Annotated in this window: 26 protein-coding genes and 1 pseudogene; 12 read left to right on the top strand and 15 right to left on the bottom strand. The window is 44.3% G+C overall.

What is annotated here, in order from left to right:
• Nucleotides 1-21 precede the first annotated feature (21 nt).
• The 4 genes from QE390_RS06285 to rpoN all read right to left on the bottom strand — a co-directional run bounded on the left by QE390_RS06285 (nt 22) and on the right by rpoN (nt 4,841).
• Nucleotides 22-483: a response regulator gene (locus tag QE390_RS06285; RefSeq protein WP_106637020.1), complete on the bottom strand. Its 462-nt coding sequence runs from the start codon at nt 481-483 to the stop codon at nt 22-24.
• Between the two features lie 56 nt (nt 484-539).
• Nucleotides 540-1,694: an ATP-binding protein gene (locus tag QE390_RS06280; RefSeq protein WP_106637019.1), complete on the bottom strand. Its 1,155-nt coding sequence runs from the start codon at nt 1,692-1,694 to the stop codon at nt 540-542.
• 74 nt (nt 1,695-1,768) lie between these two features.
• Complete coding sequence (locus QE390_RS06275; RefSeq protein ID WP_307141512.1) at nt 1,769-3,271, bottom strand: sigma-54 dependent transcriptional regulator; 1,503 nt, start codon at nt 3,269-3,271, stop codon at nt 1,769-1,771.
• A 106-nt stretch (nt 3,272-3,377) separates the two neighbouring features.
• Entirely contained in the window at nt 3,378-4,841 is a 1,464-nt protein-coding gene (gene rpoN / locus QE390_RS06270; RefSeq protein WP_106637017.1) for an RNA polymerase factor sigma-54, read from the bottom strand.
• A gap of 285 nt (nt 4,842-5,126) precedes the next feature.
• Between rpoN and QE390_RS06265 the strand changes: the two genes are divergently transcribed.
• Together QE390_RS06265 and QE390_RS06260 are read left to right on the top strand one after the other, a co-directional pair.
• Nucleotides 5,127-6,581 (top strand): CHASE3 domain-containing protein, encoded by a 1,455-nt coding sequence (locus tag QE390_RS06265; RefSeq protein ID WP_307141511.1) that lies wholly within the window; start codon nt 5,127-5,129, stop codon nt 6,579-6,581.
• Nucleotides 6,582-6,608: 27 nt separating this feature from the next.
• On the top strand, nt 6,609-7,049 hold the full coding sequence (locus QE390_RS06260; protein ID WP_106637014.1) for a response regulator: 441 nt from the start codon (nt 6,609-6,611) through the stop codon (nt 7,047-7,049).
• A 37-nt stretch (nt 7,050-7,086) separates the two neighbouring features.
• Here QE390_RS06260 and QE390_RS06255 read toward each other — a convergent pair whose 3' ends face one another.
• The 3 genes from QE390_RS06255 to QE390_RS06245 all read right to left on the bottom strand — a co-directional run bounded on the left by QE390_RS06255 (nt 7,087) and on the right by QE390_RS06245 (nt 8,489).
• The gene (locus QE390_RS06255) at nt 7,087-7,629 is read right to left on the bottom strand and encodes a hypothetical protein (protein ID WP_307141510.1); all 543 of its coding nucleotides are present in this window, start codon (nt 7,627-7,629) and stop codon (nt 7,087-7,089) included.
• A 35-nt stretch (nt 7,630-7,664) separates the two neighbouring features.
• Entirely contained in the window at nt 7,665-8,030 is a 366-nt protein-coding gene (locus tag QE390_RS06250; protein ID WP_106637011.1) for a phage holin family protein, read from the bottom strand.
• Between the two features lie 144 nt (nt 8,031-8,174).
• Nucleotides 8,175-8,489, bottom strand: a complete 315-nt coding sequence (locus QE390_RS06245; protein WP_106637010.1) for a YtxH domain-containing protein — start codon at nt 8,487-8,489, stop codon at nt 8,175-8,177.
• Nucleotides 8,490-8,914: 425 nt separating this feature from the next.
• Here QE390_RS06245 and QE390_RS06240 point away from each other — a divergent pair, with 425 nt between their 5' ends.
• Nucleotides 8,915-9,286, top strand: coding sequence for a response regulator (locus QE390_RS06240; protein ID WP_106637009.1), 372 nt, complete (start codon nt 8,915-8,917; stop codon nt 9,284-9,286).
• A 235-nt stretch (nt 9,287-9,521) separates the two neighbouring features.
• On the opposite strand, the gene QE390_RS06235 is transcribed toward QE390_RS06240, so the two are convergent.
• Nucleotides 9,522-10,013: a hypothetical protein gene (locus tag QE390_RS06235; RefSeq protein WP_307141509.1), complete on the bottom strand. Its 492-nt coding sequence runs from the start codon at nt 10,011-10,013 to the stop codon at nt 9,522-9,524.
• A 153-nt stretch (nt 10,014-10,166) separates the two neighbouring features.
• Nucleotides 10,167-10,979: a transglutaminase family protein gene (locus tag QE390_RS06230; RefSeq protein WP_106637007.1), complete on the bottom strand. Its 813-nt coding sequence runs from the start codon at nt 10,977-10,979 to the stop codon at nt 10,167-10,169.
• A 186-nt stretch (nt 10,980-11,165) separates the two neighbouring features.
• On the opposite strand from QE390_RS06230, the gene QE390_RS06225 reads away from it, so the two are divergent.
• Nucleotides 11,166-11,639 carry a PA2169 family four-helix-bundle protein gene (locus QE390_RS06225; protein WP_106637006.1) on the top strand — a complete coding sequence of 158 codons (474 nt, stop codon included), beginning with the start codon at nt 11,166-11,168 and terminating at the stop codon, nt 11,637-11,639.
• Between the two features lie 125 nt (nt 11,640-11,764).
• On the opposite strand, the gene QE390_RS06220 is transcribed toward QE390_RS06225, so the two are convergent.
• On the bottom strand, nt 11,765-12,967 hold the full coding sequence (locus QE390_RS06220) for an MFS transporter (RefSeq protein ID WP_307141508.1): 1,203 nt from the start codon (nt 12,965-12,967) through the stop codon (nt 11,765-11,767).
• Between the two features lie 95 nt (nt 12,968-13,062).
• Here QE390_RS06220 and QE390_RS06215 point away from each other — a divergent pair, with 95 nt between their 5' ends.
• The 7 genes and pseudogenes from QE390_RS06215 to QE390_RS06185 all read left to right on the top strand — a co-directional run bounded on the left by QE390_RS06215 (nt 13,063) and on the right by QE390_RS06185 (nt 18,031).
• A complete protein-coding gene (locus QE390_RS06215; RefSeq protein WP_307141507.1) occupies nt 13,063-13,515 on the top strand; it encodes a regulatory protein RecX in 453 nt (150 codons plus the stop codon).
• Nucleotides 13,516-13,562: 47 nt separating this feature from the next.
• The gene (locus tag QE390_RS06210) at nt 13,563-14,477 is read left to right on the top strand and encodes a DUF72 domain-containing protein (protein ID WP_307141506.1); all 915 of its coding nucleotides are present in this window, start codon (nt 13,563-13,565) and stop codon (nt 14,475-14,477) included.
• Nucleotides 14,478-14,758: 281 nt separating this feature from the next.
• Nucleotides 14,759-15,343: an imidazole glycerol phosphate synthase subunit HisH gene (hisH, locus tag QE390_RS06205; protein WP_307141505.1), complete on the top strand. Its 585-nt coding sequence runs from the start codon at nt 14,759-14,761 to the stop codon at nt 15,341-15,343.
• Nucleotides 15,344-15,397: 54 nt separating this feature from the next.
• On the top strand, nt 15,398-16,114 hold the full coding sequence (gene hisA / locus QE390_RS06200) for a 1-(5-phosphoribosyl)-5-[(5-phosphoribosylamino)methylideneamino]imidazole-4-carboxamide isomerase (protein WP_106636997.1): 717 nt from the start codon (nt 15,398-15,400) through the stop codon (nt 16,112-16,114).
• 12 nt (nt 16,115-16,126) lie between these two features.
• Entirely contained in the window at nt 16,127-16,969 is an 843-nt protein-coding gene (gene hisF / locus QE390_RS06195) for an imidazole glycerol phosphate synthase subunit HisF (RefSeq protein ID WP_106636996.1), read from the top strand.
• A gap of 3 nt (nt 16,970-16,972) precedes the next feature.
• Nucleotides 16,973-17,614: pseudogene (hisIE, locus tag QE390_RS06190) on the top strand (bifunctional phosphoribosyl-AMP cyclohydrolase/phosphoribosyl-ATP diphosphatase HisIE).
• Between the two features lie 78 nt (nt 17,615-17,692).
• A complete protein-coding gene (locus tag QE390_RS06185) occupies nt 17,693-18,031 on the top strand; it encodes a phage holin family protein (RefSeq protein ID WP_307141504.1) in 339 nt (112 codons plus the stop codon).
• A gap of 189 nt (nt 18,032-18,220) precedes the next feature.
• Here QE390_RS06185 and QE390_RS06180 read toward each other — a convergent pair whose 3' ends face one another.
• From QE390_RS06180 to QE390_RS06165, 4 genes are all read right to left on the bottom strand, one after another.
• On the bottom strand, nt 18,221-18,412 hold the full coding sequence (locus QE390_RS06180; protein ID WP_106636994.1) for a cold-shock protein: 192 nt from the start codon (nt 18,410-18,412) through the stop codon (nt 18,221-18,223).
• Nucleotides 18,413-18,535: 123 nt separating this feature from the next.
• Nucleotides 18,536-19,645, bottom strand: a complete 1,110-nt coding sequence (locus QE390_RS06175; protein ID WP_307141503.1) for a DEAD/DEAH box helicase — start codon at nt 19,643-19,645, stop codon at nt 18,536-18,538.
• A gap of 581 nt (nt 19,646-20,226) precedes the next feature.
• Nucleotides 20,227-22,518, bottom strand: coding sequence for a penicillin-binding protein 1C (gene pbpC, locus QE390_RS06170; protein WP_307141502.1), 2,292 nt, complete (start codon nt 22,516-22,518; stop codon nt 20,227-20,229).
• Nucleotides 22,519-22,533: 15 nt separating this feature from the next.
• A complete protein-coding gene (locus QE390_RS06165) occupies nt 22,534-22,989 on the bottom strand; it encodes an RDD family protein (protein ID WP_307141501.1) in 456 nt (151 codons plus the stop codon).
• A gap of 402 nt (nt 22,990-23,391) precedes the next feature.
• Between QE390_RS06165 and QE390_RS06160 the strand changes: the two genes are divergently transcribed.
• Nucleotides 23,392-23,826: a MarR family winged helix-turn-helix transcriptional regulator gene (locus QE390_RS06160; RefSeq protein WP_106636990.1), complete on the top strand. Its 435-nt coding sequence runs from the start codon at nt 23,392-23,394 to the stop codon at nt 23,824-23,826.
• A 134-nt stretch (nt 23,827-23,960) separates the two neighbouring features.
• Here the strand turns inward: QE390_RS06160 and QE390_RS06155 are convergent, their stop codons facing one another.
• Nucleotides 23,961-25,523 carry a glycoside hydrolase family 10 protein gene (locus QE390_RS06155; RefSeq protein WP_232793708.1) on the bottom strand — a complete coding sequence of 521 codons (1,563 nt, stop codon included), beginning with the start codon at nt 25,521-25,523 and terminating at the stop codon, nt 23,961-23,963.
• Nucleotides 25,524-25,590 lie beyond the last annotated feature (67 nt).

Here is a 25,590-nt window from a genome sequence, read left to right as displayed (position 1 = left end):
AGCATTTGGTGGTGAAATAGATTAATCGGAAGTTACAGGTATCTGAACAATTTCAAACCAGTACTTACCAAGCGATTTAGTAACTTCAATAAAGTCCCGGAAGGTAACAGGCTTAGTAATAAAGCAGTTAACACCCAGGTCGTAACTTCTTAAAATATCTTCTTCTGCATGAGAAGTCGTGAGAATAATTACTGGAATCCTACGAAGATCGGGATGAGATTTGATATGCTTCAGAGCTTCGCGTCCATCCATTCGGGGCATATTCAAATCCAGCAAAATTAGGCCCGGTCTGGGGCTTAATTTCGGATTCTCGTACTTTCCTCGTCTTAATAAGTAATCGAGCAACTCCAGACCATCTTCTACAAAATGAATTTCATTGAGTATAAAATTTTCTTCTAGTGCTTCCTGAGTCATCTCCCGGTCTTCTTCATCGTCATCAGCGATAAGAATCACGACCGGCTTCTTCTTACTAATCGTTTCCATAACACTTTTATTCTAAAGAAGAATACGTGTCGTCTGTATACACTATTTTCTTCCTGTTAAATGACAGTAACTTGCTGCTCAGGAAGTAAGAGTACGAAGGTTGTTCCCTGTCCGCTTTGGCTGGTGGCGTAAATAGCCCCCCCATGATTCTCCACAATTCGTTTGCAAATGGCTAGGCCCATTCCTGCTCCTTCATATTCTGAGCGGCCATGTAATCGCTTGAAAAGTGTAAAAATCTGTTCCGAATACTTCGATTCAAAGCCTATGCCGTTATCGGCAATGGTAAGCTTGTGGAAATTCTGACCCACTGGTAAACGGGCTTCGGCAATTTCCTGACGCGAAGCGGGTAGGGAGTTAATGGTAATGGTTAAAGAACGTTCGGGACTATTAAACTTCAGTGCATTACCAATCAGATTCTGGAATAGCTGGTGCATCTGAGTGGGTAAGGCCAGAATGGTTGGTAAGGACCCGATGCTGACGCTTGCCTGAGTTTCGGCAATACGCAGCTCAAAATCACTCAGTACATTCTTCACTACATCCTGAAGCTGAACGGGTGTAAAAGGCTCTTCGGGACGGGAAGCCCGGGAGTAGCTCAACAGGCTATCAATCAAGAGCTTCATGCGTTGGGTAGCCCCAAGCATCCGGGTTAGGTAATGAGCACCTTCGTCGCCTAGGTTTTCCCGGTATTTGCTATTGATACGCTCCCCGAATGAAGTAATTTTTCGCAGAGGCTCCTGTAAGTCATGCGAAGCAATGTAGGCAAATTGTTCCAGCTCAAAATTAGATTGGTCTAGTGCCTGCATTTTATTTTCCAGCTCTTGCTGATACTGAACTTTAGCCGTCAAATCGGCCGTGATTCCTACTAAATGTAATTTCCCGGTAACGGGATGAACCTGCGTACGGCCCTGTGAAAGCAAAACGAGTTCTTTTCCTTCGTAATTCGTTACGCGATATTGAGCTCTGAAGGAAGTCTGATTATCAATGGCTTCTTGAATAAGCTCATAGGTATGTTGACGATCAGGCTCCAAAATTTGCTGAATGTACCAGTCAAAATTTAGTACCTCTTCGTCATGAGTTGGGATGTTAAAAACATCATATAAGCCCCTGGACCAGTGGATAGAACTTTGGCCTATTTCCCAATCGAACGTGCCAAATTGTAATAAAGATTCAGCTTCCCGAAGGTAAGAAGTACTATCATAAAGCTGAGACATAGTAAAAAGGGCAGAAGTTTAGAAATAGTTACGGCTCATCATACCCTAAAAAGAGCATGATGAGCCGTAAGAACTTAAGATAAATGGTAATTCTTCATTTTGTTATAAAGCGTTTTCCGGTCAATACCCAGAAGTTGAGCGGCTTTGCTTTTATTGAAGTTTACCTGTTTGAGCGTCTTGAGAATCATGTCATACTCCGCTTCCAGTGCTGCCGAACGCAGGTTGGGTTTTTCGCCTTTGTTGGCATCGGGCGTAGCAATGGCAATGGGAGGTTCTGTATAATAAGGCTGGGGTGGAATAACGGGAATAACCTGAGGTTGCTCTGGTACATACGTGGGCATCGGGGCCGAGTTATCCATGGATTGCAGCTTATTGAAATGGACAATTTCAAAAGGCAGGTCGCGAGATTGAATAGCTTCGCTATCGGTTAATAACGTAGCCCGTTTGATCACATTTCGCATTTCGCGTAAGTTACCCGGCCACTCGTAACGCATGAACAAATCCACAACGTCTTCGGCAAATCCACGCACTTGCTTACCCAATTCACCATTGGTTGCTTGGAGGAAATAATCGGCAAAGGTCATAATATCAGCGGGTCGTTCCCGTAGGGGCGGCACGTCGATACTAAACTCATTGAAACGATAGTAAAGGTCTTCTCGGAATTTTCCTTTTTTCGCAGATTCAATCAGACGTTCGTTGGAAGCAACAATGATGCGAACATCAATCGGTGTTTCTTTGGTGCCGCCCAATCGGCGAAGCTTCCGCTCCTGCACTACCCGCAATAAAGAAACTTGAACGTCGTAAGGCAAGTTACCTACTTCATCCAGAAAGAGAGTCCCACCGTGAGCTTGTTCAAAGTGCCCAATTTTCTGATTTAAGGCACCCGTAAAGGCTCCCTTTTCGTGCCCAAAAAGCTCGGACCCTGCCAGCTCTTTAGAGATCGCTCCACAGTCCATCGCGACAAAAGGACCACCGGAACGTTTACTGCGTTTATGAATCTCCTGAGCAACGGCTTCTTTTCCTGAACCGCTTTCTCCGTAAATGATTACGCTATAATTAGTCGGTGCTACTAAATCAACCTGACGATAAAGATATTTGGATTCAGCACCGTTTCCGAAAATATACTGCTCTGAGCCGGAAGGCCGTTTGGCGGGGGCTTGGGTTGGGGCTCCCGAATTATTCGCTGCCGAAGGAGGCGGAGCCAGCGTGCCAGCAGCACTTTGCTCAAGGGCCTTGCGAATGGTTACTAAAATTTCATCGGGAAACAGGGGCTTCGTTACGTAATCGTATGCACCCTGTTTCATTACATTAACGGCAATCTTAATATCTGAGTAACCGGTAATGATGATTACAGGAACCCTGGGAAACTGCTCTTTAATGCGAACCAATAACTCACCCCCGTCCATATCGCCGAGGCGAAAGTCGGTCATGACCAGATCGGGTTTAAAATCAGTTAGTGTTTCAAGACCAGAGGTTCCATTATGAGCAATGGCGACCTCGAAGCCGTTACGCCCCAAGAATCGCCGTAGAAGCAGACAAATGTCCGTATCGTCGTCAATTACTAATATTCTCTGCATAAAAACCTGCCATTGCCCTCACTTAAAAAGAAGTCCTCATGTTCCTTAAAGGAGGACTTATGTGTTTATCGTTAATACTATTGCTTTCCAAAACAAGGCTGACCTGTTATACGCCACGCCGGAACTGGGCCGATTGAATACCAAGCTGGTCGCGGTATTTGGCAACCGTACGCCGTGAAATCAGATAACCCTGGGTAGCCAATAATCGCATCAAATCAAAGTCATTGAAAGGATTACGTTTGTCTTCACAGGAAATATGTTCAACCAGAGCCTGTTGGATGGCCTTGTTGGATACTTCCGTTCCATTCTCAGTGCGGATACCTTCTGTAAACAGATCTTTCAGGTGAATGAGTCCGAAAGGAGTCTGAGCATATTTACCAGAGGTAACCCGGGAAATGGTCGAAATATCCATACCAATGCAATCGGCTACGTCTTTGAGAATCATGGGCTTAAGCAAACGCACATCCCCTGTTTCAAAGTAAGGACGCTGTAGCTGAACCAGAACCCGCATGGCCCGATGCATCGTGTTCTCCCGCTGACGAATGGCATCAACCAGCCACTGAGCTGATTGCAATTTATTTTTTAGGTAAGTAGCAGCACCGCGTTCACGGCTGGTGTCCACTAACCCAATGATAGAACTATTTACGCGAATATCAGGCCAGTTGCCGCGATTAAGTGCTACCTCGATTCTTCCATAATCATCGTAATGAAGCACATAATCAGGAATGATACCTCTTTTAATGACCATGGAATCGTTATTTCCGCCTACAATAGGTTTCGGATTTAACTTACCAATTTCAGCTAGAGCCAGGCGTAACTCGTCTTCATCAATTTCCAAGCTTTTACAAATCTTTTCAAAGTTACGATTTGAAAGCTCAGTAAAGCAGTTGGTAACGATTTCAACGGCCCGTAAGGAAGCTGGTGTAGCTCGACGGCTTTCGAGTTGTAATAATAAACATTCACGTAAATCCCGAGCTGCCAAACCAGCAGGTTCGAGTTCATCGTGAATGGCCGCAAGTACTTCTTCCACTTCTGAACCATCCACAAAAATTCCATGCCCGAATGAATAGTCATCGGCCAGAGAATCGGCATCGCTACGCAGGAAACCGTCGTCATCGAGTGAATCGATAATGAAATCGGCAATCCCACGCTGACGATCCTGTAGGTTCATCCACCGAATCTGTTCCTTGATTACCTCCCGCCAGGTTTCCTGTTCAACAATGGGAGTAGAGTAAAGGTCATCTTCGGCGTTAGGGTCTTGGCTTAAGCGTGTTTTATATTCAGGAATATCATCATTCGAAAATTCATCCCAGTCCCGGTAATCTTCAACATTGGTCGGCGTCTCATAATCTGACGAAGAATCGTCGTGACTATCAGACATCTCCATTTCGTCGGTAGATTCATTTTCATTAACTCCTTCTTCCAACAGAGGGTTCTCTTCCAGCTCATTGCGAAGGTGCTGTTCGAGTTCCAAAGTAGAAAGCTGAAGGAAATTCAGGAACTGTATCTGCTGAGGGGCGACCCGTAGCGTTTGTTTTTGGCTTTGTGATAAATTAACAGACGTGCTCATAGAGTGGCTTGGATCATTAAGGCGGTAACTGAAGTACTTTACCTTATCATAAAGTCAAGCCATGTATTTCATTTTGAAAGTTATGTTGCATATTCGATACGAAATTAGAGGACTTAGCATACTTTTTTTGTTGATAATCAAGCGGTTTATACAATTATTTAAATTTTAGGCTTGATTTAACTTTCATTAACGGAAGTTTTCAGGGAACAGTAACTGCTTCAAATCCCCTCCTCCTATTTCCCCATGTTGTAGAAAATTTACCACTAGGTTTTGCCCTTTTTATAGATGAAGTCATCTAGCATCTGGTTACTTAACATTGCCGCAGCTTCCGCAATTGCTATTTTAATTCTATTAACTTATCTGGGACTGGATCAGGTGAAATCAACGGCCTGGTTTAGCGAACGCGTAGAGCATACCTATAAAACTATTAATGAAAGTGAGCAATTACTGGCTCACATGAAGGAAGCAGAATCCAGTAATCGGGGATACATGATTACTGGCAGCGAAACGTTTTTAAAAACGTATAAGAAGGCCCGTCGGGAGTATAACCTTTCGCTTAGACGGATGGCCAATCTGGTAATAGACAACGCCCATCAGATGAGGCGTTTGGCTATTTTTGAAAATTTAAGCCGGGACAAATGGCTGACGATGGATGAAAACATTCGTCTGCAACCCACCGTGAAAAAACAGAATCTGGATGCTAATGTTCTGAAAGGTAAGGCCATCATGGATGCCATGCAGAAGGTCATTCTGGAAATACAGCAGGAAGAAAGTAAGCTTCTGCAAAGCCGGCTTAAGGCCCGGCAACGGGAGTTTAGTTTGGCACCAGCTTACTTGCTGATTCTGGCTCTATTAGCCGTTTTGTTATTAATCATTTCGGCAGGAATGCTGAACATAGAATTAAGACGCCGTCGTGCTACCCAGAAAGATCTGGAAAAAAAGATAGAAGCGTTAAACCGCTCAAACGCCGAGCTGGAACAGTTTGCTTATATCGCTTCGCATGACTTACAGGAACCTTTACGTAAAATAAGAGCGTTTGCTGATCGGTTACTGATTCGTCAGAAAGACAGTTTGTCTGAAGATGGGCAAACGATGCTTGACAAAATTTCCAATGCTGCTGAACGCATGCAGGGGCTGATTAACGATTTACTAACCTACTCGCGAATGGTAAGTCGGACGGATACCGCTCAGGTCGTTAATCTGAGCAGCTTGTTGGAAGAGGTCAAGGCGGATTTATCACTGATGATTTCAGAAAAAAATGCTCAGATTGACTGTGATGCCTTACCCACGCTGCTGGTTTACCCTACACAGATTCGGCAATTGTTTCTGAATTTGTTGAGTAATGCTCTTAAATTTCAACAAACGGGCATTAACCCTCGAGTAAGAATTAGTTACAAACAGGTTACAGGCCAGGAGATTCCTAACATCGATACGGATCTCAAAAAAGAGCAATCGTATCATCGCATTCGGATTAGTGACAATGGTATTGGCTTTGAACCCGAATATGCCGAAAAGATTTTTATCATCTTTCAGCGATTGCACGCCAAGACAGCCTATGGCGGTACCGGTATAGGCCTGGCTATTTGTCGCCGGGTGGTTACAAACCACGAAGGGTATATCTTTGCCGAGGGAAAACCCGGAGAAGGTGCTATCTTTACTATTTATTTTCCTATGGAAACCACCAGTCAGGAATTAGTAAATCCAGTCCTGGTCACGGGAAAGAATGAGCGAACCTATTGAATAAAGTGAAGGCTTTTTGTGCAAAATATGAATACTCAAATTCCTATATTGGTTGCCGATGATGACGAAGATGATCGTTTCCTGATTAAAACTGCGTTTCGCGACAGCCTGCTTGTGAACGACATTTTCTTTGTAGCAGATGGGGTAGAGCTCATGCAGTTTCTTCACAATGAAGGAGCTTATGCAGATCGTGGACGCTTTCCCAGACCCGGCATTATTTTTCTCGATTTGAATATGCCGCGTAAGGACGGTTGGGAGGCATTAACTGAAATTAAACAGAATCCGGACTTAAAAGCAATTCCCGTGGTTGTATTGACTACGTCCAATTCAGAGCGGGATATTCTGAAGACCTACGAATCAGGAGCTAACTGCTACATTACCAAGCCTATTTCTTTTGATCAGTTACTTCAGATCGTAAAGAGCTTCGGGCAGTTCTGGTTGAATATAGCTTCCGTACCCGGTAAATAAAAAAGCCAATTCGGGGAAGAATTGGCTTTCTTGCTAATTAAAGCGGCGTGCGAATGTTCAGATCAGGCGAAGTCAGAGGGAGTGTCTCAATAACTATGGCTTCTTTAGGTTCCGGGTCATGGTCTTCCGTCACATCTTTGAGCCAACTGAAGAACTTTTCCTTTAAGCTTTTTTCAGGTTTCAGGCTAATCTTAGCGGGAAAGGCTGGTCTTTCGTCCGTAACATTCTTTACCCATATAAGTGACTTCTCCAGAACCTGAGGACCATTTGAATTCAGAAAGTTCGTCGTTACCCGTTTAACCGCAAAAGGCACTAACATCCGAAGCGGCCAGGCGGCTCTTCCCAGGGGAGTAAACTGCAAGGCGAGATCTATACCTCGGCCAATGCCGTTACTAAACAGATTATTTTCAGGCTTGGCCATAAGACCAGAAACCGTGTTGATGACTTGCCGGGCTGGATTGATATCGTCTTTAATGCCGTCAAGTTGACGTTTGATCTGTACCTTGGATACTTCAAGCTGATTCTTCAGCCGAGCTCTTTCCGCCTGCAAATCTGATAAGTTTTCAATTTTTCTTTCCATAATAAGCTGAGTAAGGACTATCGTTTGTCTAACTATTATTTTTCTTCAGGCTTATAATAAAAGCGTTTGATGAAGGTATTAAGGATAGGGATTTTAATAAACTTATCCCGAATCATAAATAATACAAGTGTAATAAGGGCATAGCCCAACGCTACCAGACCAAACCCTGCGGCCACGCTACCCGTACTTTCGCCAATCCACCAGGCCAACGCAATACTTCCAAAAAGGACAACCATTCCACCGAAAACCGATAAAATGATTATTGCAGCTAGCGAAGAAACAATATCTGCTGTTTTGTCGGCGGTCTGAAGTACCGCCATATTCCAGCGTGCTTCAATATATTCAGTAATACGTCCAAATAAATCCTCAGCAGATTCACGTATATCTTTCAGAGATTCCATAGATTAAATGCGGGTGAAACAGATAGATTTTGGTTCAAAAGAATCATTTTAATAAAGGAGAATCACTTCAAATCGCGTGGTGAAGAACAAACGGGGAACCCAAATCTGAGTTCCCCGTTTGTACATAGACGAACCGATCGGTAATTAGCTCAATTGTTCGTTTACTTTTTTCTTAGCTACATCAGCTGTATCTTCAGCTTTGCTCTGTAATTCATCGAATTTAGAACGAGCTTTGTCTTTCAGATCTTCAGCTTTAGAAGTAGCCTGGGTTTTCAGGTCGTCTAAAGAAATTTTGCCTTTCTGAATAGCTTTCAGAATTTCATCGGCAATATCGTTTACTTGTTTTTTTACTTTTCCACGTGTATCAGTTCCTTTATCGGGAGCGAATAACAGACCGATAACGGCACCAGCTGCGGCTGCAGTTACAATTCCCAAAAAGATTTTTCCATTATTTGACATGATATCCTCCTGTTTAATTTGTGAAACTTTTGATTCGTATTGATAAATGAAACACCCGTGCCACCGTAAGACAATATAGAGATAAATACTGTGAAAATAGGTATAAAAACGCATTTATTAGTAAAGGAAGATATTTATAATGGTGTTTCCTGAATCCCCATTTCGTCATCTTAGAAACGAATTAAGAACAAAATGGAGCAGATTGGGGAATTTTTCACACAAAATCGCTTTGGTATATTATTTTAAAAATACTTCCCGGATACCGCACCGTACAGGTGTTTTAGGTTAGGTGGAAGATCGGCATTGGGCAAATCCACCGGGTTTGCCCAATCTTTTTTAATCACGTCCTATTGAGAATTAAAATAATAACTAACAAGTAACACGGATGACTTAGGATATTTCCTATGTTTTAACTTATACGAGATATGCCCACGTATCTTCAGAGTATATATGGTAACAATATGAAGGTTTTAATCGTAGATGATGAAGAAGACTTATGTATGTTGTTAGGCAGCTTTCTGCAAAGAAAAAAAGCCGACGTAAGTTATGCTAACAACCTTCGTAGTGGTTATGAACAACTAATGAGCGTAAATCCAGACGTTGTTTTTCTTGATAATAACCTTCCTGATGGTACGGGCCTTGATGCTTTACCTAGCTGGCGTCGACTATATCCTGGCAGTCGGATTGTAATGATTAGTGCGATGAGTAATCTTCGCGAAAAGGCATTAGCTTCAGGAGCAGACGCTTTCCTGGAAAAGCCACTTAGTTTTAGACTAGTAGAATCTGTTTTAGACTAATACAACCTATCACTTAATTATTGATACGAAGCTCGGGCATCTAGTCTGAGCTTTATTTGTTTTTACGAATACAGGACAGCGTTAGCATTTTTTCTACTAAAAATGATACAATCAGCGTACGAATAAGAAGCAATACAAGAATCTGCATCGCTCTTTCTTCGTACGCTGATTTTCCTCGGTGAATCTATACCCCAAAATGAGGTGATGGGGATTATTTTTCTACACTTAAGTACATTTACTTATGATCGATGCTTTCTTTGGTTTCTTCTATCGTGCGATCAGTTTTGCGTTTGAATTCCTGCCAATCCGATTGAACTTTTAACTTTAATTCTTTCAGAGAAACATCTAGTTTATCACGTTCTAATTCTAGCTTAGCCTTGCGTTCCTGCCAGCGAACTTTTTCTTTCGCCTGAGCTACTTTAATTTTTCCATCAATTCGGTCAATTTCATTCTGTAAAGCCGACTTCTGATCCTGAATTTTTACTTTCAGTTCCGTACGCTCTGCTTCCAGATCTTCTTTGCCCTCTTTTGTCTCCTGGCGAACATCTGAAGCAATATCATCGTAAGCCTCTTTGGTCTTCTCCGCAGCTTTGTCGGCAGCATTTTCAATTTTATCCTGAGCTTTCTGGGCATCGTCAGCTACTTTGTGTTTGTCTTTCTGAGAGCAGGCGATGAATGAAGTGCTCAATAACAAAACTGAGCTGAGGTAAATGAAGGATTTTTTCATGATTAAATAAGTAGAAATAAGGGAGATACGTTAAACTACTTACTTAAATAAAAAAAGCGTACAGCAAAGCTCAGTAGGGCCGTGTACGCTTTAACGAAAGATTATAGATAAAAGGAGTGTGTAATTAATTCCACATTGCTCTGTTAATTTTGATTAAGAGGAAGCGGAATGCGTAAGGGCAGAAGGCTGTACGGCCTGTACGTCGACCTGTAAACTGCGGAAATTTACCCCTCCAAAATAAGAAGCAAACGCTACATCGGCAGCATCACGTCCGTACGCTACAGCTAATCGATTGCCTTTAGGCTCCGATTGCGTGGCGTCGAAGGTATACCAGCGATCTCCCACATAGGCTTCAAACCAGGCGTGTAAGTCCATGGGATCAAGTTTATACAGATAACCCACCACCATTCGGGCCGGAATATTGAGACTCCGGCAGAGAGCAATGCCCAAGTGAGCAAAATCCCGGCAGACGCCCACACGTGTCTTAGTAATATCCACGGCAGAGGTTGAGGCGTTCGTAACGCCGTATTCATAGCGGACATTCTGATGTATCCACTGACGAATGGCTTCTACCTGAGCATACCCCAAGGAGTAACCTTTAGTAATATCGGCTGCCAGCCAGCCTAGTTTATCTGCCTCACAGTAGCGACTTTGAAGCAGAAACTGCATGACCTCATCGGGAACATTAGACACAGGAACCCAGTCGGCATTCATATGAATGTCAATCTGATCGGCACAGTCGGCAGTGACTCTTGATTCAAGTCGAAAAGGTCCGGGAGGAATCATCAGTCGCTGGCAAAGATTACCGTATGAATCAGTGTATTCGGTAATGGGAACAAGCGGGTCTACGATGTATTCTTCTTTAAGCACAAACTGGCCTACGCCACTGCGAGGACGTAGCATAAAAACAGCTGGAACCAGATAGAGAGCTTCCAGTTCAATTTGACAACTAGCTTCAATAAGCATATAGGGGTGGTGTTAATCAGAGGAGATAACCTTGAAAAAGCTAAGCCAGTTTTTCAGACTAGGCTTTTGGGTAAAAATAAGAAATAGGTGGCACTAAATTTTCAAATAAATGGGGATGTGTTGCTCAAAATGCTCTAATTCCAGGCTGAAAATGCAGATTTTATAATTTCTTAACTTCCCACACGCATGGATTCGAATGAACAAAGACAGATATTGAATTTTTTATATGCTGTTTGTAGTGATCGACTTGAGCAATACCGAAACGCTCAGGATGAAATTAAAGAACCCCATTTTAAGGAATTGTTTAGCCACTGCGAGCAGGAGTCGGCGGAAATGATGTCAGAAATTCATCAGTTACTGGAGCAACTGGGACTGGAGTGGGAAGAACAAAGCACTCTTTCCGGCGATTTGCACAACCTTTGGATTGACTTCCGCTCTAAACTTTCAGGACACGATACCAAGGCTATCTTAAAAGCTTTATTATGTGCAGAAGAAGCAAATCTTGCCAAGTATGCACAGGAATGCGACCAGATACAACTCAGTGAGGATAGCGTACAAACCCTATTACTCAAACATTACGGGGAATTGAAAAATGCTGTGCAGAGGCTTCGGGACTTCATTGAAAAACACGAAAAAGCAACGGAAGTGCATTCAGAATAAAAACGCTTATAAATGAAAAAAAGACACGTTCCTGAAGAGCGTGTCTTTTTCATTTCTGCCAAGTTGTAAGTAAAACGGCGGGAGATATGCTAAAGTTTCACCTTTGAAAAATAATGCGATTATTTTCAGGAAAGTTTTTCAATTCGTCCTGTTTTATAATAAATCGCCCAAAAACCGCAGGCGGCCATGACGCAGAAGGTTACCATCAGCCACCAAACCATAGTAAAACCCATCCGGCTAATGAACTGCGTTCCGATTAGCGGAGCCGAAATCTGAGCGATGGACCAAGAGGCAGTATAGATAGCCGTGTATTGGCCACGATTGTGGGGTTTTGCCCGTTGTAAAGCATAGGTATTCATAAAAGGCATGGCCAACATTTCAGCAAAAGTGGCCGTTATCATCGCAATAACTAACCACCAGACGCCAAAGGTGACATTGAAAATAAAGTAGGAGCAAGCCACTAGTATACTTCCCACAGCCATCAAGTGTAGAGAAGGGTACCGATTTTCGAGTTTATGAACCAGCACCATTTCAATACACACAATCAGGATTCCATTCAGGGCCATTAAGGTACCGATCTGGTCTTCGGATAAATGATACACCTGTTTATAGTACAGCGGAACAGTGGAAAATAACTGGAAAAAGCTGATGGCAAACAAGGTCACAAAAATCATGAAAACCAGGTATTTATAATCCCGGTAAGCCGAGTCAGTAGGGCTGGATTGTTCGGTGACTTCTTCGGAAGAACGGGAAGTTTTAGGTAAGATCAACCGGAGGAGGATAGCCGCGGCGATGCAGGTGCAGCCGTCTACCCAGAATAAAAGTGAGTAATTAACCGAAGCCAGCCAGCCACCCACTGCCGGTCCTACTGACCAGCCCAGATTTAAAGCCAGACGATTTAATGAATACGAACGCGTTCGGTTTTCGGGTCTACTATATAATGCTACTGAAGCCGTCACGGCGGGGCGGAAAGCTTCGGCTACGCTGCCCAGAACGAAAGTACCCAGACAAAGAGCTTCGAAGGATTGAAGCTGACCCACAACAATGAACATCAGGCCACCCAGGCCCAAACTCATCCACATGACGTTATAGGCTCCCAGTCGGTCGGTTAAGCGTCCGCCCACGAGGGTTCCAACGATGGAGCCTACGCCAAAAAGAGCCATGACGACGCCGGACTTATCAATACTTAAATGCAGGGATTCCGTTAAATAAACTCCCAAAAAAGGAATTACCATGGTGCCGCAGCGGTTAATAAACATAACGGCTGCCAGTAACCACACCGATCGCGAGAGGCCACTGTAGGCTGAGCGATATAACTGAATGATCATGATCAAAGGGGGAAAGAGCGATAAAGATAATCATTCCCGGAGGTCTGTTCTTGTCGGGACGTTATTTTTGAAAACCAGTCCATAACTAACCAGTCATGAATAAAGATGCTTTACTCCAGGCGGCTCACTTTTGTGCCTACCAGGAACGTACCGTGCAGGATGTCAAACAGAAGCTCAAGAGCTGGGATGTATCAGAAGACGACTCCGAAGAAATCATCGGGCGGCTCATCGAGGATGGATATTTGAGTCAGGAACGTTATGCCCAGTCGTTTGCCCGGGGAAAATTTAGAACCCGGCAGTGGGGACGTTTGAAGATTGAACAGGAAATGCGTCGGAAAGGCCTCGATAGCGAAGATCGAAAGACGGGATTAGAGCAAATTGATGAGGAGCAGTACCTGGAGTCTTTGAAAAATCTGTTGAAAAAGAAGGACGCTTCCCTGAAAGATGAGGATCCCCGCGTTCGCAAGCAGAAGCTGGTTCGCTTTGCTCTGGGGAAAGGCTACGAGTCCGGTTTAGTCTGGAAAATTCTTGGCGAAGACTGGGAATAAGTGGCTCGGAGTTTTTAATGCATTAGGCCTCAAAACGCACGTTAAAGATGGATTTTGGTAAGGTTTCACCCGAAAAAATAGATCACATAAACTTTCAGCTTCCACCGGATCATCCGGTGACAACCCAGGTTTTAGAAGCAGCCCCAACGCCGAACGAATTTAGGGCCTATGTAGGTTGTCCGGTTTGGCATGAAAAGAGTTGGTTTGGTAAAATTTATCCCTTTGGATTAAAAGAAAAAGAAGCCCTGCCACACTATACCGAGCAGTTCAATACCATCGAACTCAATACGACGCATTATCAGATTCCAAGTGATGAGACGATTGAACGCTGGAAGAAGGCGGCTACGCCGGGCTTTACGTATTGTCCTAAATTCCCGCAGGTCATCAGTCATGAGAAAGAGCTCTTAAACGCCGAGGAGGCAACGGCTTACTTTTGCCAGCAAATCCTGAAGCTGGGCGAGCACCTAGGGATTTCTTTCTTACAGATGGGCCCGGCCTATACGCCTCAGAAGGGAAAAGGGCTGGTAGAGTTTTTCAAACAGATCCCTTCCGGGCTATCCATTGCCATCGAGTTCAGGCATGCGGACTGGTTCAATCAGCCCCGAATCTGGGCTCGTACCTGCGAAGTGGTGGCTGAAGCGGGCCACGCTCTGGTCATTACGGATGTTTCTGGCCGGCGGGATGTTTTGCACCAAAGTCTGACGATTCCTAAAGCGGTGTTACGTTTTGTGGGTAATGAGTTACATCCCACCGATTACAGCCGAACGGATGCCTGGATTGAACGATTGAAAACCTGGAAAGAAGCTGGGTTAGAGGAAGTATACGCCTTTATTCACTGCGGTCAAAGTGAATGTGCTCCTGAATTGGCTGCCTATTGGGTGGAACAGTTCAATACGCACTTAAAGACGGATTTAAAGCCACCTCGGTTTCTGCCTAAAGTTGACCAAATGGAGCTGTTTTAGTGCTAATTAGCCATTGACCTAGCTTTATGAAATAGAGTAGATCAATTGTTGTCAGGTATAGACTTGCTTAGAATTATCTACAGGAGCAACCTAATTCTCAAAAAATACTCTACTTTTGCCCTATGAATTGCACCGTATTTCATCATCATCCTCACGCATTAATCCGCTCCAACAGGCTGATGTGATTCCGGTTTCCTGATACTGTCACTACCGAATAACAGATATGAACGCCTGATTCCAAGAATCGGGCGTTTTTTTATTCATTTCTCTGAATCAAAGCAATGAAAACCGTTATTATCAAATACAACGCCGGTAATGTACAGAGTGTGCGTTACGCTCTGGAACGAATCGGGGCGTCTTACCTCTGGACCGACGACGAAGAGGAAATTCGTTCGGCGGATAAAGTCATTTTCCCTGGTGTAGGCGAAGCTTCCACAGCCATGGCATATTTGAGGGAAAAGGGTCTGGATCAGGTTATTCCGACTTTAAAACAACCCGTTCTGGGAACTTGCGTGGGCATGCAACTGATGTGCCGCTTTTCCGAAGAAAATAATACGGACGCACTAAATATTTTTCCAGTGGATGTCAAACGTTTCCCCAGCGGGTCGTTGAAAGTGCCGCACGTGGGATGGAACAACCTGTACGACCTGAAGTCGCCCTTAACTAGCGGGTTAACGGAAAATCCCTTTGTCTATTTTGTGCACAGTTACGCGGCCCCCGTTAATGAATACACGGTAGCGACTTGTGACTATGTGGTTCCGTTTTCGGCCATGTTGCATAAAGACAATTTCTATGCGGCTCAGTTTCACGCCGAAATCAGCGGTAAGGAAGGACAAACCATTCTGGAAAATTTCCTGGCTTTATAATCAAACGAACCAGACGTGAGGAATCACGTTTCTACAAAACTATAACGTAACGGAATGTACATTATTCCCGCAATTGATTTGATTGAAGGCAAGGCCGTTCGATTGACTCAGGGCGATTATTCCCAGAAGACGATTTATAATGCCAATCCGCTCGAAGTGGCCAAAGAATTTGAAGGAGCCGGACTGACGCGTTTGCATTTAGTGGATTTGGACGGAGCTAAGGCCAAAAAGGTTATTAACTACAAAGTTCTGGAGCGGATTGCCAGTCAGACTTCTTTACATGTGGATTTTGGTGGGGGTGTTCAGTCGGATGAAGACTTAAAGATCGTTTTTGAAAGCGGGGCCAGACAGGTAACGGGGGGCAGTATTGCCGTAAAAAATCCAGATCTGTTTGAAAGCTGGCTGAGCCGCTTTGGTGGAGAGAAAATGATTTTGGGTGCAGATGCTAAAAACGAACGCATCGCGGTGAGTGGTTGGGAAGAAGGTACCGAACTTTGGGTCTATGATTTTGTGAAAAACTGGGAGGAGAAAGGTATTCAATACATTATCTCTACCGACGTAGCCAAAGATGGCTTACTTCAGGGACCCAGTTTTGACCTTTATAAGAAATTGCAGGAACAGTCCCCCGAGCTGAAGATTATCGCTTCGGGTGGGGTAAGTAGCATGGATGATTTAACCAAACTCGCCGATATGAATGTGTATGGTGTGATTGTGGGCAAGGCTATTTACGAAGGAAGAGTTACCCTAAGTGATTTACGTACGTTCGCTTAAAGAAAATCAGGCATGTTAACCAAACGCATTATACCCTGTTTAGATATCAAAGATGGACGCACGGTAAAAGGTACCAACTTTGTTAATCTTCGCGACGCGGGTGATCCCGTTGAACTGGGAGCCCTTTACGCTGAGCAAGGAGCCGATGAACTCGTCTTTTTGGACATTACTGCCACGGTGGATAACCGCAAAACCCTGGTGGACTTGGTTCGTAAGGTGGCCCAGCACGTCAATATTCCTTTTACCGTTGGCGGCGGTATCAGTTCGGTTGAAGATGTTTCCGCCTTACTCAATGCCGGAGCTGACAAGATCTCCATTAACTCGTCGGCGGTTCGCCGTCCCGAGTTAATTGATGAACTGGCTCTGCAATTCGGTTCGCAGTGCATCATCGTCGCCATCGATACCAGGGAAATTTCGGTGCCTGTTCAGACCATCAGTCACCAGGAAAGAGTAACCGACCGTTTTGGCTCCGAACGCGTTAGTTCGCACGACGAAAAGCTCATCATCGAACACATTGTGCATACCCACGGGGGAAGAAAGCCTACCGAGCTTCGCACGATTGCCTGGGCCAAAGAAGCTCAGGAGCGGGGAGCAGGGGAAATTTTATTAACCTCGATGGATGCTGACGGTACCAAAGCTGGTTTTGCTCTGGATTTAACGGCTACCGTTTCAGGAGCGTTGAGTATTCCGGTCATTGCTTCGGGCGGGGCGGGAAACATGGAGCACTTCCAGCAGGTCTTTACTACGGGTAAAGCTGACGCAGGGCTAGCGGCCAGTATTTTCCACTTCCGCGAAATCGGTATTCCGGATTTAAAAAATTACCTTAAAGATCAGGGTCTTCCCATTCGTATCTAAGTCATGGAATCATTGGACTTTGCCAAGGCGGGGGGGCTTATTCCCGCTATTATTCAGGACGTTCTTACGAATAAAGTTCTAATGTTGGGCTTTATGAATCAGGAAGCCTATGAAAAAACCCAGGCTGAAAAAGTAGTTACTTTTTTTAGCCGGACTAAAAATCGTCTTTGGACGAAGGGGGAAACCTCAGGTAATTTTCTGAACGTCAAGGAAATTCGGGTGGATTGCGATCAGGATACCCTGCTTATTAAAGTGGAACCCGTCGGCCCGGTCTGTCATACAGGAGCAGATACCTGTTTTTCGGAAGAAAATCCTCGTTGAAATACATTACACGTATTAATAAAATCTATTATGTCAGTTGAGTTTTTAAATACTCTGAAAACCATCATCCGCGAGCGGAAACTATCGCCATCCGAAAGCTCGTATACGGCTAAACTTTTCGCCCGGGGCACAAATAAAATTGCTCAAAAAGTAGGAGAGGAAGCTGTGGAATTAGTAATCGAAGCCATGTCAGCTAATGACGAACTCTTCAAAAACGAAGCTGCCGACTTACTTTTCCATTACCTGATTTTACTGGAAGATCGCAATATTGATCTCGACGAAATCATTGCTATTTTAGAGGAGCGTCACCAGCAACGGAAGTAAAATCGACGATTCTGAGGCGGAGAAGTAGATTTGGTACGAAATTTTTTTAGTATTGCTTAAACTTTAATCCTTCTCCTTATGGGTCTCATTGTTCGATTATTAATTAATGCCGTTGTGGTATACCTGGTGGCAAGTTTTCTGCCGGGGGTATCCGTCGCCGGTTTCGGTACTGCTTTAATCGTTGCCGTTGTACTGGCATTACTAAACACCTTTGTTAAGCCTATTTTACAGATTCTAAGCCTACCCATTACTATTCTGACATTAGGTCTGTTTCTATTGGTAATCAATATTTTAATTATCAAGCTAGCGGCTGCTCTCGTCGATGGTTTCTACGTAGATAACTGGCTGATTGCCTTGATTTTTAGTTTTATAGTCTCGCTGGTTTCGAGTGCTCTGGGAGCGGCGGCTGAAGATTAGTTGCTTCTAGATAAGTAACCCAAAGAAAAACCTCTTGAAACGGAAATCATTTCCCAGTTTCAAGAGGTTTTTTGCTGTACGTATAAGTCCATCCTGTAAAAAGCGAAAAAGGCTAGTCCACAAAGGATAAGAAATAAGAGCAGGCAATCAAGTGTAGGTCAACGCATCTGAAGATGGCAACCCTAAAAGCTAGGCTAACTTAACATCAACGGCGTTAAGTCCTTTTTTACCTTCCTGAACATTGAAAGTTACCTGATCATTTTCACGAATATCATCATTGAGACCGGTGATGTGTACGAAAATATCTTCGCCACCTTCGGTAGGAGTAATGAAGCCAAAGCCTTTCGATTGGTTAAAGAATTTTACTGTTCCTTCTTGCATGGTAATGTTTAATTAAATGAAAAATTGATTGATATTTTTTGATATGGTTCCGGTGTTAGCGTTTTGAGTCTAATGTTCGGAAAGGATAAGTAGAGTACGTACGCTGGTATTTTCATACCTGGTTTATTGTAAAACCGGGATACGGGAACCAATGAGTTTTTGAATGTTAGTAAAATCTGCCTTTTCTTCCTGATCACAGAAGGAAATGGCAACGCCGTTCATGCCCGCCCGGCCTGTTCTACCAATGCGGTGAACGTAAGTTTCAGGCACGTTGGGAATTTCGTAATTCACTACATGTGGGAGTTCTTCAATATCAATACCCCGGGCAGCTACATCGGTAGCTACCAGCACACGGATACGGCTATCGCGAAAATCACTCAAGGCACGCTGCCGGGCGTTTTGCGATTTATTACCGTGAATGGCGGCCGCGTGGATTCCCATTTTGCTTAACTGCTTGACCAGTTTGTCCGCACCATGTTTAGTACGGGTAAAGACCAAACTACGCAAAATGTCCACGTCCTTCAGTAAATCAACAAGTAAACGGGTTTTCTCGTTTTTGTTGACAAAGTAAACCGCCTGTTTCACTGTTTTTGCCGTAGAAGAAACGGGGGTTACATTAATTTCAACGGGTTGCCTTACGATGGTATTGGCAAATTTTCGAATACTGGTGGGCATCGTTGCTGAGAAAAACAGCGTCTGTTTTTTGACTGGTACTTTGGTAAGTACTTTCTTCACGTCATTCACAAACCCCATATCCAGCATTCGGTCGGCTTCGTCTAATACTAGTATCTTAATCTGAGAGAGACTAATCAATCCCTGTTGAAGCAAATCCAGCAGGCGGCCCGGCGTAGCAATGAGAATATGTACCCCTCTTTTGAGAGCAGCCACTTGATTACCCTGAGGGACTCCGCCAAAAATAGCCAAGTGTTTTAGGGGCAAATACTTACCGTACATTTTAAAATTATCATCAATCTGAATAGCCAGCTCCCGGGTCGGTGTCAGGATCAAGGCCTGAATACCGGCTTTGGGACTCGAATTCGAATGAAGTAATTGTAAAATAGGGATGGCAAATGCTGCCGTTTTTCCGGTTCCTGTCTGAGCACAGCCAATAATATCACTGCCTTTTAAGATGGTGGGAATGGCCTGGGCTTGTATTTCCGTGGCCTGGGTATATCCTATCTCGCTAAGGGCTTTATAAATAGGAGATATAAGGTTAAATTCCTGAAAGTTCATTAATGTATGTACCGAACTATCGGTTTGTTATTTTGATGGATTAACGGGCCAAAAAGCCCATTGAATAGTAATAAAATCACCTCCCAAAACTATCATTTGATTGATCGTACCATTTGAATATTCTGACTAATGGATAAACGATTGGTTCAATTTTAATGGTGTGGAGGTAACTTGCTTTTTTACTATTATCCTTGATAATCAACAAAATACACCAGTAAATAATGAACTATATGCCTAAACCAGGCTTGCTTTTATATGGACTGAATGTTTAATCTTTTACTGCACAAATGCAGATAAATGACTACTCTTTAGTGCAGTATAAATACACACAGGGTTTAAATAAATTTGATTTTATAAAAGGGACAACTGAGGAAGCGAAAACTGCTTAGAGGGGAAGAAAATATTCCGAGCTAGATCAGAAGTAGCAAAGGCAGAAACTTTTATATGGTAAAGTTACATATAATTACCACAACGATAACTATCACTTGTGATTTATAGTTCAATTTAAATTTACTTTTCTTTTTCATCCTCTGATTAAGGATGCTTTCTATTACAGAAAAGCCCGTTTAATCTTTATTTCATTAATCATAATTCACCTGAATCCACAGCGTTTTTACCCGGCCCTGATCGTCCACGCAGGAGATTTTTACCTTTCCCGCCGAAGGCTGACAAAAGACGGATTGCTGAGGAGCCGCCGAGCCGACTAAAACATCATTTACATACCAGTAAAGTGTCTTGGTATCGCTGGCCGTCTGGGCCGTTAGAGCTAACCGGGTCTGGTCTTTGCGGTTCAAACGGTAGGTTGACCCTTCCACTGGATACGTAATTTTCAACGGAGAAGCATTCCCAAATACCCGGGTGCAGGAAGGATTATGCGGCGGAATTTTTTCGTAGGAGATATGGCGGGCTTCGTAATACTGCGTAAGCTGAGGCGGATCATTAGGAAGAAAAACCTGCTCAACGCCCGTTTCAGGCATGCAGTAAGGACAATAACTCATGCGACGCCGGACATCCAGCCAGACGCTTTTTTTGTGCTCGCAGGCTTGGGTGCTGGAAACGCCCGGCAAGTAATAATCTTCGATTTGATGGATACAGAAAGAACTGGGAATTTGCCCCGTTTCCTGACAAACCATTCGGTGCGAAAGTCCTTCGGGCTGAGCGAACCACTGAGCCGTAGAGTTATAATCAATGCTATTAAAGATCTCGAACAAAAGCGGCGTGGCAATATTGGCTCCGTTAAGTTCGGGCACGCCTTCGCCGGAAAAATTTCCTACCCATACACCCACGGTATAGTGAGCGTTATATCCGATACTCCAGGCGTCTTTCTTACCAAAAGAAGTACCCGTTTTCCAGGAAATGCGGGGCAGCCGGTAGGTGTAGGCGTAGTTATTAGGTAAATCGGGACGAGTAGGCTGGGTAAGAATCTGATTAATGAGAAAATTCGCTTCTTCACTAATCAGCGAAGTGGGGTTATGAAATTCTGGTTTTTGCAGGTAATAGGCTTTGCTAAACTGGCCCTGATTGGCAAAGCTGGCAAATAGGGTGGTTAACTCTTCTAACGTTACGCCGCATCCGCCCAGAATCATGGAGAGGCCCAGCTTGGAGGATTGCTTTTGAATGGTTTTGAATTCCGCTTTTTTGAGTTTTTCGAGGAAAGCTGTCGTTCCCAACTGGCTTAATACCTGAACGGCGGGGACATTAAGCGAATTAGCCAGGGCAAATTCTACGCTCACTTTGCCATGAAACTGCTGGTCAAAATTTTCGGGTTCAAACCCCTGAAAGTTGGTAGGAACGTCGTAGAGAATCGACTTGGGCGTAAGTAAGCCCGCATCAAAAGCCGTCGCATAAAGCAGAGGTTTAAGCGTGCTACCGGGTGAGCGAATGGCCCGAATCCCATCCACCTGTCCGCCGTCAGTATGATCATTAAAGTCGGCAGAACCTACGTAAGCTTCCACGGCCATCGTACGGTTATTAATCACCAGTACAGCCGCATTGCGGATGTTCATCGCTTTCAAGCGGCTGACGTAGTTATAGGTTAACTTTTCAAGCGTGGATTGCCGGGCTCTTTGAAGGGTGGTTTTGAGAATGGGAGTATCCGGAAATTCACTTTTTAGTCTGAGGGCCAGGTGCGGAGCCGATTGTGGGGCGGCTACACGTTTGGCCAGTAAAGGCTCGGCAATGGCATCCGTAATCGTTTGCGAATCAAATAACTTTTCTTCTTTGAAGCGTTGTAGCCAACGGTTTCGTTCGCTGAGTAAATAGGTGTTACTCTTACCGGGACGAAGGCTGCTGGGGCGGTTGGGAATAATCGTCAAGGCCATTACTTCGGCCAAACTTAAGACTTCGGGAGGCTTTTGAAAATAGAGTAAAGACGCTGCTTTAATTCCCTCAATGTTGGAGCCGTAAGGCACCAGATTAATGTACAACTGAAGAATTTCATCTTTGCTGTAATGGGCTTCGAGCTGAAACGCCCGCAGAATTTCAATGCCCTTACTCAGGTACGTGCGAGGGCGAGGTTCAAGCAACCGCACCACTTGCATGGTAATGGTAGACGCTCCCGAGCTTCGCTTGTTGCGGCTGAGGTTTGTAGAAAGAGCCCGGACCAAAGCCAGCGGATTCACCCCCGGATGGAAATAAAACCAACGGTCTTCTTTATGGATAAGGGTCGTGCGAAGCGTAGGGCTAATTTCTTCAAGTTCGGTATAAAGTCGCCATTTATCCTCTTCATTGAGAAAAGCGTGCAAAACCGAACCATCAGCCGCCTCTACCAGAGTGGAATACCGTGGATTTACCCGGAAGGGCAGTAAAAAATCCAGCAACAGGAGTAAGGCTGCCGTTAATAGAAAAATCCATACTGCTTTAGTGAACCGCATGGAGAACAAAAGGGGCTATAAATCGTCTACTACGTAAGTCTGAGCGGCCAGATCGTGCACGCACTGATGTAAACGGTTAAAAAGACCGAAGACGTATACCATATAAAAGTAGCCGCTGATTTCCTTCACTACGTTACGAAAAAGTGAATCTTTATACGACAGGGGTTGCCCCGTTACTTTTACTACCTTCAGCTTTAGAATGCGTTTGCCAATAGTAGCCTGGTATCGCGAGCTTTCCTGGAGAAAACGGTAAAAGAAGCTAACGGGGATGGCAATCATCAGAAATTGGTAATAGACTTCGTAAAAGGCTTCAGGATTGGCATTAACCTGTTGAATATCCAGATTGAAGAGGGGAATACCTACCAAATACGCTAAGAGAAAGGAAAGAATATTAATTAGGATATTGTCAATTAAATTGGCCAGAAAGCGATTTCCTACACTTGCCAACACCAAATCTTCGGGATTCTGCATAAACTGAGCTAAAATGAGTCTACAAATGTAAAGGCTTTTAGCGGCCAGCAAAGCAGTTTTTTTAGGGTTAAAGCAGAATTTATTAGCCTATTTATTGACTTTCCAGTCTATATGTATTCTCTTTGTGTACGAATAGTTGCTTTGCTAATTATTTACTTATACTTCATCAACAGCGGTTCTACAACTCCCTTTGCCTGAATCGTCCCAATGATTTGGGCATAGGGCTTGTAGGACTTTCTCTCTCGACTTTCCTGATTCTTCCCACGGATAAAGACGTTTGTTACGGGCCTTTTAGCTAATACCCTAGGCTAAAGTGTCTATTTTTAGTTTTCAAATCCTACATTTGAAGTTAAATCATTCGGCAGCTACCCCTAACTGCTTCATCAACGACACCGACTTATCATGACTGCTTCCGATCAACGAGCCTACTTTTTTAAAATTGACACGACTATTAAAAAAGTCCGTTATGTTTTTCAGAAGCGATTGGATGAAGCGGGCATGGAGCTGACGGTAGACCAATGGGTATTACTCGATCACATTCAACATTTTCCGGGCATTAGTCAGAATGCACTGGCTGACAAAACGGCCAAGGATAACCCTACCGTTACCCGAATTCTGGATATCCTCGTTAAAAAAGGCCTCATTGAGCGGCGGATGGCTGAAGAAGATCGCCGAAAATTCAATCTGCACTTAACCCCGGCGGGCCTGGATAAATTTCATGCCGCTTTCCCCGTAGTAGCCGAGGTAAGGAAAATCGGTTGGGCCAATCTTTCCGATCAGGATTTCGACGATTTAGTACGAATCCTCGACACCATCTATCTCAACATCACGGGTTAGTTCAATTTTGAATGAGTGAGTGAGAGAATGAGTGAATAAGTAAGAACATAGAGAGAGGTGATGGCAATGATGTGAGCATTAACACAAGGACGACAGTAACTCCACTCCATTCAATCACTCTCTCCTTCACTCATTCAAAATTGCTGAAGTTCAACATTTGTCATCACGCCGTAACTTTCATTTTGCAGCCGATCCAGCGAAGTCACTACGTAACGGTAATTCCCTGGGTTGGGGGGAGTATCGGTGTAGGAAAGCCGTGAGGCGTTGAGAATGGCCAGTATTTTAGAGGCGTTATTCAGAGCAATGGGTTCGTTATCCCGGAAGCGGTACACCACAAATTGCCGGGGTCGTTCACCATCAACGGCGGCAGGAGGTAACTGCCAGTTCATGATCACCTGATTATCCTGCTTGCGTACTTCAAATTCCTGCGGGGGTAAAGGCGGTGTTTTGTCCTTCCAGGGCATGGTTGGTACTAACGCTGGTAAGCGGTACAGATCCTGACGCAGGGTGTCCTGAAAGCCCTGATAGTTATTAATCAGCGAACGCGAGCTAAAGTAAATGCTACCCTGAATTTCCGGGTGTGTACGGTTAAATCGAATCTGAATGGGCATTTCGTCGGCTTTCTCCCAGCCGTTTTCTCCGTTCATTCGATAGGCTCCCTGTCCGATGTAAAGGTGCTTGCCAAAGCAATTTTTTCGCCACCATTCCACTAATGGCTGATAGGGCACGAGTTTATGATTGCGGTGAAAATAGACTTGCGGAGCAATGTAGTCGATCCAGCCCATTTTTAGCCATTTCCGCGTATCTGCGTACAGATCGTCATAGGAACTGAGACCACGGGTTTCGGAGCCGTCGGGAGCCAGCGAACTACGGTTTCGCCAGATGGCAAAAGGACTAATCCCAAACTTAACGTAAGGCTTATGAACCTTAATGGAATCCGAAATCTGATGGATTAACTGATCGATATTATCCCGCCGCCAGTCGTGGATGTTGGCAAAACCGGCTCCGTATTTATAAAAACTAACCTGATCGTTTAAAACCTGCCCAACTACGCGGTAGGGATAAAAGTAATCGTCAAAGTGAATGCCGTCGAGATCATAATTCTTAACGAGGTTAACCACGATCTGGGTAATGTAATTGCGAACTTCGGGAATGCCGACATTGAAGAGTTTCATACCGTCGTAGCTTAGCATCCAGTCGGGATGCTGGCGGCTGACGTGATCGGCAGTAACGTTGGGATGACCTTTAAAAACGGCCCGGTTGAGGTTAAGCCAGGCATGAAATTCCAGCCCTCGGTTATGCGATTCCTCGATCATGAATTCCAGCGGATCATAGAAGGGCTCGGGAGCTTTGCCTTGCTGGCCCGTGAGCCACTTAGACCAGGGCTCAATGGACCCTTTGGCGTAATAGGAATCGGCAGCATCGCGAACCTGCACAAACAAAGCGTTCATGCCCGATTTCTGGTGCTGATCAATAATTTGTCGAAAGGATTGTTGCTGAGAAGCCGTATTATAATCTCCCGGCTTAGGCCAGTCAATGTTATTAACCGTGGCTATCCACACGGCCCGAAGCTCACGCTTGGGAGAAATCTGCTGAGCACCAACTTGCCCACACACACATAACCAGAAAACGAAAAGCAGGCGTACACTCATTAAACCAGAAAGGATCGGATTGAATAGCAAAATAAGAGTATTCACGGTGACAAAACACCATAAATAGGGTAAAACTGCTTCTACCTAAAGCTATTCATGAAAACCGCTACTC

Source organism: Siphonobacter sp. SORGH_AS_1065 (assembly GCF_030818595.1).
In the GTDB taxonomy this organism is placed as follows: Bacteria; Bacteroidota; Bacteroidia; order Cytophagales; family Spirosomataceae; genus Siphonobacter.
The sequence above is the reverse complement of the archived record's forward strand: the minus strand, read 5'-3'. Positions and strand labels throughout refer to the sequence as shown.